The organism is Paenibacillus sp. Marseille-Q9583, from assembly GCF_976954365.1.
The window spans coordinates 115,397-134,046 of record NZ_CDRJTB010000001.1 but is presented as its reverse complement, the minus strand read 5'-3'; the positions used below and the strand labels follow the sequence as shown (position 1 = coordinate 134,046).

14 protein-coding genes are annotated in these 18,650 nt (G+C 44.7%); 11 read left to right on the top strand and 3 right to left on the bottom strand.

Annotated elements, in window-relative coordinates; genetic code table 11:
* Window positions 1-217: 217 nt before the first annotated feature.
* The 4 genes from ACWNM1_RS00545 to ACWNM1_RS00530 all read left to right on the top strand — a co-directional run bounded on the left by ACWNM1_RS00545 (window position 218) and on the right by ACWNM1_RS00530 (window position 6,751).
* Window positions 218-664 (top strand): MarR family winged helix-turn-helix transcriptional regulator, encoded by a 447-nt coding sequence (locus ACWNM1_RS00545; protein ID WP_449599137.1) that lies wholly within the window; start codon window positions 218-220, stop codon window positions 662-664.
* Window positions 657-2,417 carry an ABC transporter ATP-binding protein gene (locus tag ACWNM1_RS00540; RefSeq protein WP_449599135.1) on the top strand — a complete coding sequence of 587 codons (1,761 nt, stop codon included), beginning with the start codon at window positions 657-659 and terminating at the stop codon, window positions 2,415-2,417. The genes ACWNM1_RS00545 and ACWNM1_RS00540 overlap by 8 nt, the downstream gene beginning before the upstream one ends.
* Window positions 2,414-4,303, top strand: a complete 1,890-nt coding sequence (locus ACWNM1_RS00535; protein WP_449599134.1) for an ABC transporter ATP-binding protein — start codon at window positions 2,414-2,416, stop codon at window positions 4,301-4,303. The genes ACWNM1_RS00540 and ACWNM1_RS00535 overlap by 4 nt, the downstream gene beginning before the upstream one ends.
* Before the next feature lie 219 nt (window positions 4,304-4,522).
* The gene (locus ACWNM1_RS00530) at window positions 4,523-6,751 is read left to right on the top strand and encodes an MMPL family transporter (RefSeq protein ID WP_449599132.1); all 2,229 of its coding nucleotides are present in this window, start codon (window positions 4,523-4,525) and stop codon (window positions 6,749-6,751) included.
* Window positions 6,752-6,920: 169 nt separating this feature from the next.
* On the opposite strand, the gene ACWNM1_RS00525 is transcribed toward ACWNM1_RS00530, so the two are convergent.
* From ACWNM1_RS00525 to ACWNM1_RS00515, 3 genes are all read right to left on the bottom strand, one after another.
* The gene (locus ACWNM1_RS00525; RefSeq protein ID WP_449599131.1) at window positions 6,921-7,238 is read right to left on the bottom strand and encodes an antibiotic biosynthesis monooxygenase; all 318 of its coding nucleotides are present in this window, start codon (window positions 7,236-7,238) and stop codon (window positions 6,921-6,923) included.
* Between the two features lie 692 nt (window positions 7,239-7,930).
* Window positions 7,931-8,650, bottom strand: coding sequence for a 3-ketoacyl-ACP reductase (locus tag ACWNM1_RS00520; RefSeq protein ID WP_449599129.1), 720 nt, complete (start codon window positions 8,648-8,650; stop codon window positions 7,931-7,933).
* Between the two features lie 173 nt (window positions 8,651-8,823).
* Window positions 8,824-10,371 carry an FAD-dependent oxidoreductase gene (locus ACWNM1_RS00515; protein WP_449599128.1) on the bottom strand — a complete coding sequence of 516 codons (1,548 nt, stop codon included), beginning with the start codon at window positions 10,369-10,371 and terminating at the stop codon, window positions 8,824-8,826.
* 157 nt (window positions 10,372-10,528) lie between these two features.
* On the opposite strand from ACWNM1_RS00515, the gene ACWNM1_RS00510 reads away from it, so the two are divergent.
* The 7 genes from ACWNM1_RS00510 to ACWNM1_RS00480 all read left to right on the top strand — a co-directional run bounded on the left by ACWNM1_RS00510 (window position 10,529) and on the right by ACWNM1_RS00480 (window position 18,567).
* Window positions 10,529-11,887, top strand: coding sequence for a spore germination protein (locus ACWNM1_RS00510; RefSeq protein WP_449599127.1), 1,359 nt, complete (start codon window positions 10,529-10,531; stop codon window positions 11,885-11,887).
* Entirely contained in the window at window positions 11,887-12,987 is a 1,101-nt protein-coding gene (locus ACWNM1_RS00505; protein WP_449599126.1) for a GerAB/ArcD/ProY family transporter, read from the top strand. The genes ACWNM1_RS00510 and ACWNM1_RS00505 overlap by 1 nt, the downstream gene beginning before the upstream one ends.
* Complete coding sequence (locus ACWNM1_RS00500; RefSeq protein ID WP_449599125.1) at window positions 12,984-14,081, top strand: Ger(x)C family spore germination protein; 1,098 nt, start codon at window positions 12,984-12,986, stop codon at window positions 14,079-14,081. Before ACWNM1_RS00505 ends, ACWNM1_RS00500 begins: the two co-directional genes overlap by 4 nt.
* A gap of 91 nt (window positions 14,082-14,172) precedes the next feature.
* Entirely contained in the window at window positions 14,173-14,568 is a 396-nt protein-coding gene (locus ACWNM1_RS00495; RefSeq protein WP_449599124.1) for a Fur family transcriptional regulator, read from the top strand.
* 234 nt (window positions 14,569-14,802) lie between these two features.
* Window positions 14,803-16,788 (top strand): methyl-accepting chemotaxis protein, encoded by a 1,986-nt coding sequence (locus ACWNM1_RS00490; RefSeq protein WP_449599123.1) that lies wholly within the window; start codon window positions 14,803-14,805, stop codon window positions 16,786-16,788.
* A gap of 121 nt (window positions 16,789-16,909) precedes the next feature.
* Entirely contained in the window at window positions 16,910-17,722 is an 813-nt protein-coding gene (locus ACWNM1_RS00485) for a uroporphyrinogen-III synthase (RefSeq protein ID WP_449599122.1), read from the top strand.
* A gap of 206 nt (window positions 17,723-17,928) precedes the next feature.
* Window positions 17,929-18,567, top strand: coding sequence for a ThuA domain-containing protein (locus tag ACWNM1_RS00480; protein WP_449599121.1), 639 nt, complete (start codon window positions 17,929-17,931; stop codon window positions 18,565-18,567).
* Window positions 18,568-18,650: the final 83 nt, after the last annotated feature.

The window sequence follows — 18,650 nt, the reverse complement described above, 5'->3', positions numbered from 1 at the left end:
TCCTTACCTTCGTGGTGGGAGTTTTTTATTTCGTAATAATTGATACCGTATTCAAAATTTGACAAAGCGTTGCGCCGAAAATATAATTAGGTAGCCTAAATAATACAGTGTTTAATAATTAGCCGACCTAACTAAATTAGAGGTGAAAGAAATTGGGATAAACGGAGGAAATACAGAAAATACTGAAAATTCAGTCGCACACGAGCTTTTTGCGGCGATGAAACGGCTGCATAAAGGCCAATGGCAAAAGGGTGTTGAGGGCCATAAGCCGAGTGAGATGACTTTAATGATATGCATTGAAAAATGGAATCATTCCGATGAAGAGGGTCTAAAGATATCTGAAATCAGCCGACTTCTTGGATTCACACCTCCAACTATTACGCAATTGATTAATAGTCTTGAAGCGAAACAGATGGTGGAAAGACACGCAGATCCTTCAGATCGGAGAGTCGTGCGCGTGAAATTAACGGAGAGTGGGAAAAAACTCACACGAAAAGCAGAACAATATAGAGATGCAATGCTTGATGAGCTCGTACAGTACTTAGGTGAAAAAGAGACTAAGCAGCTCACGAAACTATTGCTGAAAGTACATGCATTCGTTGAGGATAATCCGCCACCTAATTGGGATAGGCTACAAATGAACGGAGATGAGAAGCGTGATTAAATTATTTAAACAACTGAAGCCATTTCGAGTAGCTATTGGTGCTGTATTAATTCTTGTGTTCTTACAGTCCATGGGCGACTTATACCTCCCTACGCTGATGTCTGACATCGTCGACAAAGGAATTGTTCAGGGAGACCGTACTTATATTTGGAAAATAGGTAGCTTCATGCTCTTAGTCGCAGGGGGCGGGGCTTTATGTTCAGTCATTGCGAGTTATTTATCGGCAAAAGTGGCAGCGGGGTTCGGTAAGCTTACCCGTGCTCGTGTGTTTAACCATGTAGAGAATTTTACGCTGCATGAGTTCGATAAGCTCGGTACTGCTTCCTTAATTACGCGTACAACGAATGATATTACGCAGGTACAGACTGTACTTACTATGATGCTGCGAATGATGATCGGTGCACCGATGATGATGATTGGTGGTATCATCATGGCAGTATCTGAAGATGCTAAATTATCATTGATTTTTGTAGTCGTTATTCCTGTACTGGTAGGAGCTATCTTCTTAATTGGAATGAAGGGTCTGCCACTTTTTAAAGCTATACAGATCAAGCTCGATAAATTAAATCTGGTGCTACGTGAACATTTGACGGGTATCCGTGTTATCCGTTCATTTAACCGGATTGATCATGAGAATAAACGCTTCTCCGAGGCTAACCGTGATCTGACAGACACAGCGATCAAAGTAAATAAAATCATGGCCGGTTTGATGCCGCTTATGATGATTGTTATGAACTTTTCCATGATCGCAATTCTTTACTTTGGTGGAATACGGATTGGCGATGGTGACCTACAAGTTGGCTCACTGATGGCATTTATTCAATATGCGATGCAAATCATGTTCTCCCTGATTATGGTATCGATGATGTTCGTGCTGATTCCTCGTGCGTCAGCTTCTGCCTTGCGTATCAATGAAGTGCTCGATATGCGGCCGGAGTTCACAGATCCTTCAGAGAGTGAATTGCAAACAACGGCTCAAGCTACTAAAAAAGATGGCCGGGATCATATGCGAGGTTTTGTTGAATTTGATAATGTTTCCTTTTCTTATCCTGGCGCGGAACAACCTGCACTTTCGAACATTAGCTTTAGTGCTCGTCCAGGTGAAGTTACTGCCATTATCGGCGGTACAGGTTCAGGTAAATCTACGCTTCTTAGCTTGATTCCAAGATTCTATGATGTTAACGAAGGTGCTGTACGTGTGAACGGAGTAGATGTACGTGAGATGACCCAAGAAGAGCTACGGAGCAAGATTGGTTATATCCCACAAAAAGCAGTATTGTTCTCAGGTACGATTAACGAAAACATTCGCTATGGTAAAGAGGATGCTACCGATGAAGAAATTATTCATGCAGCCAAGGTAGCTCAGGCCTACGATTTCGTGTCAGCAATGAAAGAGGGGTTTGATTCGGAAATTGCTCAAGGCGGTAGCAATGTCTCCGGTGGTCAGAAACAGCGGTTGTCCATTGCACGTGCGCTTGTGAGAAAACCTCAAGTTTATCTGTTCGACGACAGCTTCTCTGCACTTGATTTCAAAACAGATGCTAAGCTTCGTGCGGCACTCAAAGATGAAACCACGGAATCCACTGTTCTAATCGTAGCTCAACGGGTTAGTACCGTTATGGATGCCGACCGGATTATTGTTATTGACGAGGGTGAAATCGCCGGAATGGGCACTCACCGTGAACTGCTCGCGAGTAGTGATGTGTACCGCGAGATTGTATCCTCGCAGTTGTCAGAGGAGGAAATAGCATGAGCGAACATAACAACAAAACTGCTGCTCCGCGTGCCCATAAAGGTCCTGGACCTGGTGGCGGCCCTGGCATGCGGATGCCTGCAGAAAAGGCTAAAGACTTCAAGGGTACACTTCGCCGTCTGATTAAGTATTTAAGACCTCGTATGGTTCAATTGATTATCGTTCTTGTAATGGCAATTGCCAGTACTGTATTCAGTATCTTCAGTCCTAAGGTTATGGGTAAAGCAACAACTAAACTATTCGAAGGTGCTTACGGTAAATTAATGGGTGTTGAGGGAGCTTCCATTGATTTTGGATACATTAATGATATCCTGATCATCCTTGCGGGTCTGTATTTGCTTAGTGCTCTATTTAGCTATATTCAGCAGTATGTAATGGCTGGTGTAGCTCAAAAGGTCGTCTACGACATGCGTGAGCAGATCAACAGCAAGCTGGAACGTTTGCCTTTGAAATATTTTGATTCCCGTACCCATGGGGAGATTCTAAGCCGTGCTACGAATGATGTGGATAACATCAGTACTACACTGCAGCAGAGCTTAACTCAATTGATTACTTCTATAGTCACCATTATCGGTGTCATCATAATGATGCTTACCATCAGCCCATGGCTGACGTTGATTACAATTGTTACATTGCCACTCAGCTTCGTTGTGATTATGGCTATCTCCAAGCGCTCGCAGACTTATTTTGTCGGACAGCAGAAGTCACTCGGTCAGTTGAATGGTCATGTAGAAGAAATGTATACCGGTCACCGGATTATTAAAGCATTTGGTCGTGAACCGCAGTCCCTTAAGGATTTCGATGAAATTAACGATAAGCTTTACGACTCTGGCTGGCGTGCCCAATTCATGTCCGGTATGATTATGCCGCTCATGATGTTTATCGGTAACTTGGGTTATGTAATGATTTGTGTAGTCGGCGGGATCTTTGTTACTAAAAAAATGATCGATGTCGGAGATATTCAAGCCTTTATTCAGTATTCCCGTCAGTTCACCCAGCCGATTGCACAAACGGCTAATATTGCGAATATTATTCAATCCACTATTGCTTCCGCAGAACGTGTATTTGAACTTCTGGATGAAGAAGAGGAAGTTAAGGAAGTTAATACTACGCTTGCCAAGCTTGATGAAGGTACTCCAGAAGGTTCCGTTGAGTTCCGTCATGTGAAATTCGGATATAAAGAAGATGCAATTCTGATTGAGGATATGAACATTGAGGTTAGTCCAGGTCAGACTATAGCGATTGTCGGTCCTACCGGTGCTGGTAAAACCACTCTGATTAACCTGTTAATGCGCTTCTACGAGCTGAACGATGGGGAAATTATCATTGATGGCGTCAATATTACCAACATGAAACGGAGTGACCTGCGCAGCAAATTTGGTATGGTGCTTCAGGATACCTGGCTGTTCAATGGTACGATCCGTGATAACATTGCATACGGACGTGAAGGTGCTTCAGAAGCTGATGTGGTGCGTGCCGCCAAGGCTGCCCATGCCGATCACTTTATCCGAACACTTCCGCTTGGTTATGATACGGTGTTAAATGAAGAAGCTTCTAATATTTCACAAGGACAGAAGCAACTGATTACGATTGCTCGTGCAATTCTGGCTGATCCATCGATCCTCATTCTTGATGAAGCCACGAGCAGTGTTGATACACGGACAGAATTGTTGATTCAAAAAGCAATGAAAGCATTGATGCAAAACAGAACCAGCTTCGTAATTGCTCACCGTCTTTCGACGATTCGAGATGCCGATCTTATCCTTGTTATGAATCAAGGAAGTGTAATTGAGAAGGGCAACCACGAGGAACTGCTTTCACAAGGCGGATTCTACGCTGATCTTTACAATAGTCAGTTTTCTGAAGGAGATTTGGACGTAGGCTAAATCTAAATTGAAGTAAAGAAAAAGTATAGCAAACCATAACCCCCCTCTTTTCACATGTTGCTGGTTTTTTATGTGAAGAGAGGGGGATTTTATATGTGGTGAGGTGTTTTGATTTTCGGAAAAAAATAAAAAAAGTTTGATTAAAAATTAAAGCATGTAATATGATAGAATTAAAAATGACCCGCGGCTCATTTTTAAGGCTGCAAGGTAAAGGAGAGGATGAAGGGAATGTCAGGCTACGGAAAATGGGTGGCAGGAAAAAAGACGAAGTGGATTACTCTTCTCGTATGGATAGTGCTAGTAGGTGCGCTTACCCTGTTATGGCCTGCGGTGAATTCTCAGGTTGCTAATAATGCGCCTAACCTCCCAGATGATGCACAGTCGGTACAGGCAGCAGCTATTGCAGAGCAGGAATTCCCTAGTGGAAGTGGAGTACCTGCGCTGCTCGTATGGCATAGAGAAGGTGGGCTTTCACAGGATGATTTAGTACATATCACTGCTGTGTACAAGAAGTTGGAGCAGCAACCATTGCCCCATCAGAATTTTGTTCCTCCATTGGGACAACTGCCGCCACAGGCACTACAAGCTTCGTTATCTGAGGATCTTAGTACGCTGGTAACCCCGGTACTTTTTGATAAAACAGCAGATAGTGATCAGCTTGGCGAAGCTGTGACAGAAATGAAGAAGATCATAAACACGGAGACGGGTGCAGACCCCTCTGCTGCTAAGGTAGATGGAAAAGACCTGAGTTTACGTGTTACAGGTCCAGTGGGCATCTCCATAGATGCTACAGGGCTGTTCAAGAACGCAGACGTTTCCTTGTTAATTGCTACGGTTATGCTTGTGCTGGTGTTCTTATTGGTGATCTATCGTTCGCCTATATTGGCGTTTATTCCACTTATTGCTGTTGGGTTCGCTTATGGTGTAACGAGCCCGATTCTTGGGAAAATGGCGCAAGAAGGCTGGATCACAGTGGATTCACAGGCGATCTCAATTATGACTGTTTTATTATTCGGAGCGGGTACGGACTATTGTCTGTTCCTGATCTCACGATTCCGGCAGTTGTTGAAGGTAGAGGAGAGCAAGAGTCGTGCACTTCTTCGCTCCATTACCGAATCTTCAGGCGCAATTGCTATGAGTGGGTTCACCGTTGTACTTGCGCTGTTCGCGCTATTGCTGGCTAAGTATGGAGCATATCATCGTTTTGCCGTTCCATTTAGTGTCTCTATCTTCATTATGGGGATCGCCAGTCTGACCCTGGTACCTGCACTGTTGGCGATCTTCGGACGGACCTCGTTCTACCCATTCATTCCGCGCACGCCGCAAATGGAGGTTGAACGGGCTAAGGCTAAAGGAAAACCAGCTCCAGAGCCAAAAGTCTCCCATAAAAAAGGGATTGGCGGTTTTGTAGTTTCCCGGCCTTGGGCTATCGTAGGAGTGACCGTCATCGGACTGGGGATTCTGGCTTCATTCTCCAGTGGAATCAAGTTTACGTATGATATCCTATCCTCCTTCCCTAAAAATATGGAGTCCCGCGAAGGGTTCGACCTCATCGGTACACAGTTTTCTCCGGGAGAACTAGCTCCCGCTAAGCTGATTATTGATACTAAGGGGCAAGCGAGTGGAGAGGATCTTAAGGTCATTCTCGGAGCACTCACGTATGTGGACACGGTTTCCGATCCGCAGCAGGGCGCTGTGAACAAGGATATTCTGGGTTATGATATCGAATTTAAGAATAATCCTTATTCACTTGAAGCGATGGGGCATATTCCAGCCCTTCTATCAACGGCAGAGCAAGCGCTGATTGATGTAGGGGTTGGGAATCCTACAGATCATGTGTGGGTAAGCGGTCAGACAGCGACTCAGTATGATACCAAAAAAATCGGAGACCGCGACACCGATCTGATTATCCCTGTTGTTATCGGGTTGATCACTTTGCTGTTGTTGATATATCTGCGTTCGATAGTGGCGACTATTTATCTGGTCGGAACGGTCATTCTCTCCTTCTTCTCTGCACTTGGCTTAGGCTGGATTATCATTCACTATGTAATGGGGGCAGATGCCATTCAGGGAGCGATTCCGCTCTATTCCTTTGTATTCCTGGTGGCACTTGGAGAGGATTACAACATCTTCATGATCTCTAATATTTGGAAAAAGCGTAACACCATGCCGCTTAAGCAGGCGATCGCGGAAGGCGTAAATGAGACCAGCTCGGTAATTACCTCTGCGGGCCTCATTCTGGCAGGTACTTTTGCTGTATTAGCTAGCTTACCGATTCAGGTGCTTGTGCAATTTGGTATCATCACCGCTCTAGGTATTCTACTTGATACCTTTGTAGTTCGTCCGTTCCTTGTGCCCGCTATTACGGCGCTTTTTGGTCGGTGGGCATTCTGGCCGGGGAAACATCAAGAGGTGGAGCAAGCTCTGCCTCGTAGTAGTGAGCAATAAGCGACACACTGTAAAAACAAACAGGGATGTCTCAAAGCCATATTGGCTTAGGGCATCCCTGTTGTTATTGTCGTGGCAGTCGTACTTCTGTTAATTGTACGATCGGTCTATATCACATAGACGCAAGTTATGCGAATAGCTTGCGGGACTAGTTGTCCAATCTCTACACTTAATTGCTGGTGCCGGGTGTTCTGCTGATCATCAGCTTATATTTGTCGATCGAAGCACCAAGAATGGCTTCATTTCCACCAGCACCGCGGTGTGATTGACGGAAGGAGTCACTAGAGGTCCAGCCTTTAAATGCCTCCTCATTCTCCCACATGGTACAGATTTTTAATTCCTCAACACCTTCTTTGGCACTTCCTTGCCAAACCTCCATGCGGATGAATCCTGGCATATCCTGTACGCCATTATTTCCTCCGAAACGTTGAGCAATGGCTTCGCCATGACCTTCTTTAACTTTAATGGTATTTGTTACTACTAGCATATTAGGTAAACCTCCGTTCAGTAGTGTGATATCCATACATAAACATTAGGCTGAATATATAATTGCACTTTATACACTTAAAAGTTTTGGTTCGTTAGAAACGAAGAGGATAAGTGTATTCTCTGCAACTAAATGAAATAAATCTGGCGAATGGTCGAGAATTGCCTGCTTTTAGTTGCACAGAGTGCAATTAAAGTGTGCGGATCCTCTAATTACGCTGAATAGATGTACAAAGTGCAACTATCGTCTATTCGAACGCCAAGTAGTATTCAGAGCCGAGGCGCCCAGCGTAACTACTACACTCAACTAAAACACCCAACACAACACAACATAACTATAAATACCTACGATTAAATAAATACTTAATCTCTAGTTACCTACTCTGGCGTTAAAGTTACCTACTCTAGCCCTAAAGTGGAGTTTGATTGCAGAACGTGCAACAGAATAGCCCGAAAATAGTCTACATAAGGTGTCTGTTGCACTTTGTACAATTGAATTGAGGCTAAATCGCCCAGAGTAGGGTTTTCCTCCAGTTTGATTGCATAAAGTGCATTCAAACCATGCTTTTGCCGCCCCCAGAGATATTCGGTTGCACAAAGACCAACGAATCGAACCAAGTTTCTCTCACGACCAGAGACATTCTATTGCACAGAGCGCAATCAGAGCTTGAATTAGAACCAGCTAGCTCGCTTTTATTGCGGATTAGTGGTCCAGAGTCCAGCTGTTTTTAGGAAGACACGATCCGGCAGCTTCAAGGCTGTTAAAGCCAATTCAGCTACATCCTCAGGCTGCATCATGCGGTCTTCGTCACCGATCTTAAGTCCAGCGTTGGAAGCTAATCCAGTGTTAACAGTGCTTGGAGTCAAGGCTACGACGCGGATGTTGTGCTTACGCACCTCTTGTGCGAGAGCTTCGGTCATGCCCATCAGTGCGAACTTGGATGCGCAGTAAGCCGAGCCTGTCGCGAAACCGCGTTCTCCAGCGGTAGAAGAGATATTAATGATATTTCCACCATTTTTCTCAATCATAGCTGGCAGTGCGGCGCGAGTTACATAATAGGTACCGTAAAGATTGACTTGGATATGACTTTCCCAATCGGCAGGGTCCATTTCTACTAAAGTGCCGAATTTTGCAATTCCGGCATTGTTGATTAATGCGTCAAATGTTCCAAGCTCGTTTTGCAGGTAAGCAACCGCACGTTCAGCTTCTTCGCGTACAGCAATATCTGCTACGGCGACGCTGACTTTCACGTCGTATACTTCCGTTAAGGCTGATTTTAACGCTTCGAGATCGCCTGAAGTTCTGGAGATCAGGCCCAAATTAGCACCTTCCTTAGCTAGTGCCATGGCTAGGGCTTTGCCGATCCCTTTGCCTGCACCAGTAATCACAACACTCTTTCCTCTCAAATCCATCTCTAACGTCACGCTCCTTTAAACATTTTTGAAGCTAATGCTTCGTTCATGTCCTATTATACCTGAATGCTATAGGGCATTCACAATCGCCGAAGGAAAACGATTTGCAACCTTCCATATATAGCGATGTTATTTTCCATGAATCCATCATTTGTTTCCACGAATGAAATGATTTATTCGTAAAGCTTCGTCAGCGGCACGGATGCGGGTCCCTCTAAGACTTCTCCATCATAGGAGAAACGGGAGCCGTGGCAAGGGCAATCCCAAGAACGGTCGCCGTCGTTCCATTCGCATTCACAGCCCATATGTGTACAGGTTCTGTCTACCAGGTGAAGCTTCCCTTCCGGATCTTTATAGGCGCCGACTCGTTTGCCGTCATGGAAGACAACAGCCCCTTCGTCTGTCTTCAAATCACTTGTCTTTTTATGGACGATTTCTACTTTGCCCGCTACAAGCTCTTTTGCCACATTGGCATTTTGAACGAAGAAGCTTTTTAGGCTGGCGCCAGCTTTGAAGCGGGATGGATCGTATAGCTCTGTGTATGGATTATCCTTACGCTGAATCTGATCGGAGATAATTTGAGCGGATAAGGTACCGCTTGTCATGCCCCATTTTCCGAATCCGGTAGCGATATAAATCTCTTCGTTCTCCGAAATCTTACCGATGTAAGGGACCTTGTCCAGTGTAATTAAATCCTGTGCTGACCAGCGGTAAGGGATCGATTTGATGCCCAGCAAGCGGCCTGCGAACAGTTCCAGATTCTCATAATGACCTATTGTGCAAATGCCTTGGCCCGTCTTATGATTCTCACCGCCGACGATAACCAGATTCTGGCCTTCCCACTCCACTGCACGCAGAGAACGGGTGGGTTCGCTGGCACTTAAATACATTCCACCCTCAAAATCCGTTTCGGGCTGGATCGCCAGACAGTAGGAACGTTCAGCATGCAGTCGCGAGAAATATAACGCACCTCCGTCGTAGAAGGGGAAATGAGAAGCAGACACTGCGTAACGGCAGGTGACGCGGATGTCATTCTTTTCCGTGAAAAGCGTAAGCTTATCGTTCTTCTCCACCTTGTCCGCCATCATCGTGTGCTCATAGATCACGCCACCTTTTTCCACGATAACCTTCAATAAGGCCTTCAGATATTGCAGGGGGTGAAAGCGAGCTTGTCCTGGTAATTTAATCGCACCGCTCGCCATCAGAGGGATAGAGACGTTATCCAGCCATTCACCGGCCAGGCCCAATTGTTCATAGGCTTGATACTCTTCTTCCAACTGTTTAAGCGTTTTATGATCTTCAGCATCTGCGTACAAATAGGCCGCTTCACGTTTCATGCCACAAGACACTTCCAGTTCTTCAGCCGTTTTTAAGATCCAAGTCATAGCCTCATTGTTCGATTGATAATAGAGCCGGGCATTCTCCGCCCCGAAATGTTTCAGCAAATGATGATAGATTAATCCGTGCTGAGCGGAAATTTTTGCACTTGTAAAACCCGTAGTGCCACTGAGAATTTCGCCTGCCTCTAAGAGTGCGACTTTGTATCCGGCTTTGCTTAAGAGATAGGCTGTTGTAATTCCTGTAATACCGCCGCCCACAACAGCGACATCTGTAGAAATGTCTTCGGTTAGCTTTGGAAAGGTCGGTAAATCTGTAGTGTCACGCCATATTGATTCTGGAAATTGTGGGAGACTCTGCGTTATTTTACGGTGTGGATCCATCTTATTATCCCTCCATCTGTACAATCCTCATCTCATTTATTACCACAGTCCCGTTAAAAGAAACTCCCTATTCATATGTGCAGTGCATGAATTCAGAGAAAAAGTGCCAAAATAAGGTGGCATCCGGGAAGCGCAGGATAAATAGGAGGGATGATCCATGTCAGTTCAACAGGATAAGCTTAATGTTTCTCTGGAATGGATCAAGGGTGAGTTGGACGGATTTGCCGATTTAATGGATAGAACGCTCGTTGCACCTTTTGGACAAATCAACCTGATATATATTAAAAGCGTCATAGATGCGCAGACGCTCAGTCGCCACGTGATTTCGCCGTTCTATGAGATGGGGAGTATTAACGCTTACCTTGATTACATTACGACATATCCGGGCAGTGAGGAGGGAACTACGAGGGAAAAGGCAATCGAGCTTTTGCTTGGTGGATATGTTCTCCTAAGCATAAATAATGTGATCTGTTTCTTCGATGCTTTAAGTGCGGAGATTAGTGGTGTTAGTGAAACTTCAGCAGAAAGTATTTCACAGGGTCCTTCAGATGCACTGACGGAGGATATTGCGGTGAATCTGAACATGATCCGCCGGCGCTATCAATCCACTCATCTCAAAATGGAAACCATGGTCATCGGCGAAGTCTCCAAAACAAAGGTGGCCATCCTATACGACATCAGTCGTGTTGATCATAATGTATTAGCGGAATTAAGGGAGAAGATGAATACCCTAAAGGTTGATATTTTACAGGCTACGGGAGAACTTGAGAAGTTTATAAGCAGTGATAAATTGAGAATACTCCCTAAGTCTATTATTACTGAAAGACCAGATAGAGTCGTATTTAATTTGTCTGAAGGAAAAATAGCGATACTTCTGGATACAACGGGATATGCGATAGTGTTACCTTCCATATTTAATGATTTCTTTACATCCATGGATGATAAAATCCAATTTCCTATCGTGGGCCGTTTCTTAAAACTACTCCGAATTATCGGTGTGTGCATGACGTTGTGGCTGCCTGCGGTCTATGTAACTCTGACCTCGTATAACCCCGAGATTGTTCGTGTACAGGTTGCACTGCTTATTTCTGGTAGCCGCGCCACCGTGCCTTATCCATCTTTTGTGGAAGTGCTCTTAATGCTTATGATGATGGAATTTCTGACCGAGGCGAGCTTACGGCTTCCCAAGGCGATTGGTCCTACGGCCACGACTGTCGGAGGCCTTATTTTGGGCCAGGCAGCTACGGCGGCAGGACTGATTGGTAATATTATGATTATATTGGTCTCTGCTGTTGCCATATCTAACTTCCTGATCCCGCTAAATATGATGAGCTTGTCGATTCGTGTGTTGAAGTACATTTTTCTTATCGCTGCCGCTGTATTAGGGATGGTTGGTGTAGTGGTCTGTGTAGTGGGGTTCGCGATGTATTTATGCAATCAGCGTAGCTTTGGACAACCTTATTTCAGACTGTTTTTCCTTGATAATCTTGGTAAGAAGAAGGGCGGGGAACATTGATGGCCAAAAGCCGTTATTTCTACTGTCTTTTTCTGATGAACAGCTTGATCAACATCATTAATTTTGTTCCTAGGGAACTAATAGACAGACGTTTTGGTGGTGCTTTGATATCCATACTAATTGGAACGATCTTTGGCACTTTGTTTGTCTACGTATTTACTACATTGATTGCTAAATTTCCCGGGAAGGGATTTCCGGAAATATTTTATTCTTTGCTTCCCAAGAGGTTAGCCCAAACCTTACTAATCCTTTTTGCTGGCTTATGGTGTGTGGCTGGGGCAGTTACATTGCTTTCTTTTGTAGATATCACCCTGCGGTTTATCAGTCCAGATTCGAATCCCTATACTGTTGTGATCGGTTTTTTAGTCTTGGTCTGCATCTGCTGTCGCTTTGATTCTCTATCAATCTTGTATGGGCTTGAAATCATTCTCTGCGTAACCTTACCGTTAATTATTTATGGCCTCGTAAAAGCGTTGCTCAATCCGGATTTCAATTGGGATTCTGTTCTACAGATTACTACATACTTCTGGCATAAGCCGGACCTAATGAGTCTTTCGGCGGCTACCTTTTCGTTTAGTGGTTACATAAACCTGGCCATATTTAATCGGGTATTTCATGGGCTTAAGCTGAAGCATGTCTGGATTTTAGGGGTAGAGGGGCTGCTCGTATTGCTCTTGACTTTCTTAGTTCCCATCGGTTATTTCGGTACCGTTGCTATTGATAGACATGTGTATACATGGTTCTCGACGGCCGACAGTATTCGAATGGAATACTTTATTATTGAACGGATGTTGTTTATTTTTTATTTTGCCTATTTGAGTTTATCTCTGGTGAGTGTAATCGTTCATTGGCATGGAGGCATGGAGCTTTTTAAAGGTGCCATTTCATCTGTAAAAAAAAAATCCCCAAAAGCAGTGCAATGGAAAGAGTGGTGTATACTATGCTTGTTCAGCGGGATGGTTCTATCCTTAATGGGGCTAGATCAATATGAACTTAACATGTATGGTGCCTGGTTTCTGCAAATTCGCTGGTTTGGTGAGATGTTCATCATCGCTGTACTGTTTTATTGTTATCGCAAAGTTAGGAGGAGGAATCTGTGAGAAGAGTATTAGCTGGAATTGCGCTTACCTTACTTCTCCTTCTTTCTGGCTGCGACTTTAAGGAGATTGATTTGCGGATTTTCGTGCTGGCGATTGGCGTTGACCAAGGAACAGATGAAGGGAGTTTTAAAATTAGCTTAAAGCTCGCCATTCCTCAGGGGGATGTTACCAAGATTGATGAGAAGATGCAGATCTTGACTGAGGAGTCCCCGAGCATTTCTGAAGCGCTTCGTAGAATGAAATCCAGAGTGGAAAAGGAGCTTGATTACTCCCATTGTAAATCCATTATTCTGGGGGAAGGGGTTGCCCGTAAAGATATTCTACATGTTATGGATTGGGCCGTTCGACGTAGAGATATCCAGCTTATTCTCAATTTTGCAATAGGGCGTCCGGAGGCACTTCAAGTGCTGCAGGTGAGACCGGTATCGGAGCGGATTCCATCGAATTCTCTTATTCTGGCTATGAGTGGACAAGGCACCGAGTCTCCATTTATTTCTAGTGTGTATTCCTATCAGCTGATGAGAAATGTTTTTGAAGAGGGGATTGACCCGGTCTTGCCGATTATCGAGACTAAAGGAGATAAGGAGTTCTTAATTAATAAAATTGCTCTACTGAATGATGAAAAAATTAAAATGGTTCTAACGCCAAACGAAACCCGGCTATATAATCTGCTGTCACGCTCGAACCTGCGAACCAACTTACCCGCTCACTTCGAGGGAATTATGTATCAGTACTACACGGAGAAATCCTCATCAGATTACAAAATCCTGACACCTGAGCACGGGAAAGCTACTATTCGTTATCATATTAAGATAAAAGGTATTCTCGAAGAGAGTAGCAGTCCGGATTTGGTAACTCATAGTATGCTGGAGAATGTTGCAGTTGCTGGAGGAAAAGAGCTGGAAGAGGATATCCTAGCGCTGTTGACAAAAATTCAAGCTAGCGGTCTGGATCCTTTTGGATGGGGTCTGCATTATGGAGCAAGACATTTTAATAATGACACAGAAATGGAAGTGTGGAAGAGGCTCTATGCTGGGCTCGATTTTCAGGTCAAAGCCGACGTGAATATTAAATACTCTGGATTGATTAAGTAAACGAGAAAGTAATGCGTGGATAAAAGTGGGATTGACGTTCTTACATTCACGATTTATACTTGATCTAAAAATAAGTTAGAGGATGATAGCAATGAAAAGTCTGAATTTGACATCCCAACGTCAAGCCGTTTACGATATCGTCCTTAATTCACATGACCATCCTACTGCTGCGGAAGTGATGAACCGTTTAGTAGAGCAAGGTCATAGCTTAGCATACGGTACTGTATATAACTCTCTTCGTTATCTTTCTGATAAACAAATGATTCGTGAGCTCAAGCTCGGTGAGGCTGCCAGCAGATATGATGCCCGTATGGATGATCACCAGCATATCATTTGCGAGGTCTGCGGTGCGGTTGATGAGGTAATGAACCAAGTTCCAAGAGAATGGATGAACACAGTGGCCAAGGATACTGGTTATACGATTGGTCATGCCCATGTGGTATTCGGAGGCGTCTGCCCGAACTGTAAGAACAAGAACGTGAACTAGGATGAAAGAACCGGAGCCTTTTGCTACGGTAATGATAAGAAATAGGCTTATTTGAGTAGATCGCTCTCTTTGAGGCGGTCTTTTTGTTGCGTTTATATGACAATTCTTTAGAATGATGAGAAAAATTAAGAAAAATAGGAGGAAAATCGGTTCCAAAGGTGGATATATAATTATATAGTAAGTCTGGTAAATAAGTCCTTCTTTAAGACTCGAAGAGAGAGAGTGATGACATCTATGAACAAAAAAACGGGTATGAGTATCCGAACCAAATTAATTCTTACATACCTATTAGTTCTACTGTTGCCCAGTATCATTATCGGTTGGCGAACCTATCAATCTGCTAGCCATGAAGTGGAAGATCAACTGGTGAACAATGCTACAGAAAGTGTTGAGGCAGTAAATGCAATCATCAACTCGAATATTCAATCGAAAATAGATACTGTTTCTTATTTTGCCGCTGAGTTCACTGCTGAGAGGGCCAACAGTGAGGCAACTGGGGGGACGGTAGCTTCTATGAAGGACAGACTGAAGGAATATGCTGTGCTACATCCTGATGTGCTAGATATTTATGTTAGTACAAGCAGAGGGCAGTCGATTCATGCTTCGGAAGCCAAACTGCCTGAAGGCTACGATCCTAGAAAGGAAAGTGCCTATATTAATTCTCTGAAGCACGGGAAAGGTGTTGTGATTTCTCCGGCCTTTCAAACTGTGAATCAGGAAACGGCGATCGCGATATCAACGGTCCTGAAGAGCGGTAACGGGGTGATAACCCTGAATCTCAATCTATCCGCATTAGGAGAATTGACCGCGACCAAGGTGGGCAAGGAAGGATATATTATTATCCTGGATAACAGCAAGAAATATCTTGTTCATCCAACAGAGGTTATTGGACAGGAATCATCCGCTGATTTTGTGAAAAAAATGTTCGAGGAAAAACAAGGTTCTTTTGATTATTTGTACAAGGATACGCACAAAAAGATGACGTTTATGGTGAATGAGCTTACAGGGTGGAGAATCGGAGGTACGATTAGCATAGATGAAGTGACTTCGGCAACGAGCGGAATCCGCAATACGGCACTTCTGGTTATCGTAGTTTCCGTTCTGTTTGCACTGATCGTGATCTATTTTAATATACAATCTATTTTGAAGCCGCTTCTTCGTCTAAGGAGAGCAACGGCAGTGATAGCGAAAGGCGATCTTTCCGAAGATATGGGAACTTTCCGCAAGGACGAAATCGGCATGCTTGCTGAGAATTTTCAATTAATGGTGATCAGCTTGCGCGAGATGATCATTGGTGTGCAGGAGATGACAAGTAATGTATCCTCCTCAGCGGAAGAACTGACGGCTAGTGCGGATCAGACTGCCCAAACGATTGAGCAGGTGACCATAGCGATTCAGGATGTAGCAGCAGGCACGGAGCGCCAGGTGGGTAGTGTACGAAAAGGAATGGAGAGCACTGCCGCTACAGCTAGCGAGGTCGAGCAGATTTCCACATATATGGAGCAAGTATCCTCAATGATGGACAAAACCTCACTCTCTGCTTCAGAAGGAAATGATTCCGTCATCAGCGTGGTGGATAAGATCAATGGGATCGATAGAACGGTGGGAGAGCTTGGCAGTGTAATCAACAAGCTGAACGAAAGAACGGGTCAAATTGAGGGTATTGTCGGCGTCATCACAGGGATTGCCCGTCAGACCAATCTGTTAGCTCTCAATGCTTCTATTGAGGCGGCCAGAGCTGGAGAGCATGGCCGTGGATTTGCCGTTGTTGCTGCTGAAGTACGTAAGCTGGCAGAGGAATCAGAGAGATCAGCGCATTTGATTGCGGAGCAGATTACCGCTATTAATAGTGAGATGACGCTGGTGACTCATACGATGGAGGACACAAAGCAGCGCGTAAACGAAGGGATAGAGGCCGTGGATACTTCCGGACGTTCCTTCTCCCGTATCCGTAGAGCGGTCAAGAGTGCCGCAGAGAAGATTGAGGCAATGGGCGGGGCTGTACAGACTTTAATGGTGGAATCAGATCATATGGAGAAGGCTATTGGAGAGATTCGCGGAATCACCGAAGAAGCGGCTGTAAGTACAGAGACCATCGCAACGGCAGCGCAAGAGCAGCTCGCTTCTGTTGAAGAAATGGCGTCTTCGTCTACCGACCTTAGCCGTCTTGCGGAGGAACTGCAAAAGCTTGTGAGTAGCTTTAAAATACACTCCTCCTAGTAATAATATATATTTCATATAGGAAAACGTTGCTTTCATCTTCCCTTTTGCAGCCCTTTGCAAGTATACTGATAAACAATAATGTTGGGTTAGGCAACGGAGAGAGGAGAGATAATAGTACATGGCAGAACAACTGAAGGGGTTCACGGTCGCCTTGGCGGGTCCGCGCAAATCGGAAGAAATGGCCAAGTTGGTGCAAAATATGGGGGGGACGGCGTTATGTCGACCTGCTCAAGGTACTGTCTTTCTTGATGATGAGGCATTGGAGGAAGGATTGAATTCATGGATCAGCCATCCGCCTTATTTGGTGATCCTTACCACAGGCATGGGACTGGATGCTCTCTTCCAAACGGCTGAACGCCTGAATATCGTTGAGCGTTTCTTAGAGGTCCTTTCTGGTTCTATTATTGCTGCACGGGGTTATAAGACAGTGAATGCTTTGAAAAAAAGAGGACTTGCGCCGGAGGTTCGTGACGACGACGGAAGTACGATCGGATTGATTCGTGGGCTTCAATCTCTGGATTTGAAGGGCAAGGAGGTCGTACTGCAGCTGCACGGCGATCCAGCTCCTCGTATGCTCGCATGGCTGCAGGAGGCTGGAGCGAATACCCGCCAAGTGCTGCCATATCGTCATACTTTACCAGAACCGGGTGAGCTTGAAAGATTGCTTACAGAAATCATAGAAGTTAAGATTGATGCCGTGGCTTTTACAAGTGCGCCACAATTTCGTTTCCTCTCTCAATTTGCTCGGGAACAGGGCAAGCTGGAGGAGATGCTGAGGTCTTTCGAGGATAAAGTGCTTGCTGTTTCTGTAGGGCGTATTACCTCTGAGGCTCTAAAAGAAGAGGGCCTACAACGTATCATCATGCCTGAGCATGAACGGATGGGAAGCATGATTGTAGAGTTGGGCAAATATGTGGCGGCGAATCGCTAGACCACAGTGTGCGGCAGCTTTACAAGATTTACGTTACCACACAGAAGCATTCCCGCCGGATTCAATGGGTGGGGATGCTTTTTTACCCGGAAGAGGATGCCTTAAGAGTAGTAAACCTGCCATCTGCATGGACATTCGCAGCAGTTTTCCTTAGAATATAGGCAACATGTGATGAATAATAACAATGAATAAGGAGGAGGATCCCCATGGACAAAAGAAAATGTCTGTTACTTGGTGATTATACCCATCCCCGTTTCCATCCACTTCAAGGAGTGGACCAACAAATTAGCGAGATCTTAAATGATTTATTAACCGTTCAGTGTTCAGAAAATAAAAAAATGATGCGCATTGAGCATTTAGGAAGTTATGACTTATGCATTGCCTACAACGAATTATGGAATGAAACTGTATCTCCTCAGCAAACCGCTGGCCTGCTCAGCTATGTGAGCGGTGGTGGAGGACTGATTGTTCTTCATACAGGTGCTTCATTGACGAAGCGTAACGAACTAGCTCAGCTGATCGGTGGACGCTTTAAGGGTCACACCGCTTACGAGCCAATGAATTTTAAGGTGCTAGAGCATGACATTACTGAGGGCGTTGAAGACTTCCAGCTGGATGAAGAGCCTTATCATTTCGAATTTGATCCGTTCACAGATCGGACTATTCTTCTTCAGTATGAATCGGAGGGGCAATGGCTTCCAGCTGCATGGTGCCACAGCTATGGTTTAGGACGAGTAGTGTTCCTTATGCCTGGGCATCATGAGCCATCCTTCCGCCATCCAGCACTACGTAAACTGATCTTGCAGGCAGCTACTTGGGCTGCACGTATTCCGGTAAGTAACTAAGGGATATTGCGTTTTTTTGAAATACGCACACAGTGAGGTATACTTTAATCATCAACTCCGTTTGTAACGAAACGGAATCTTTG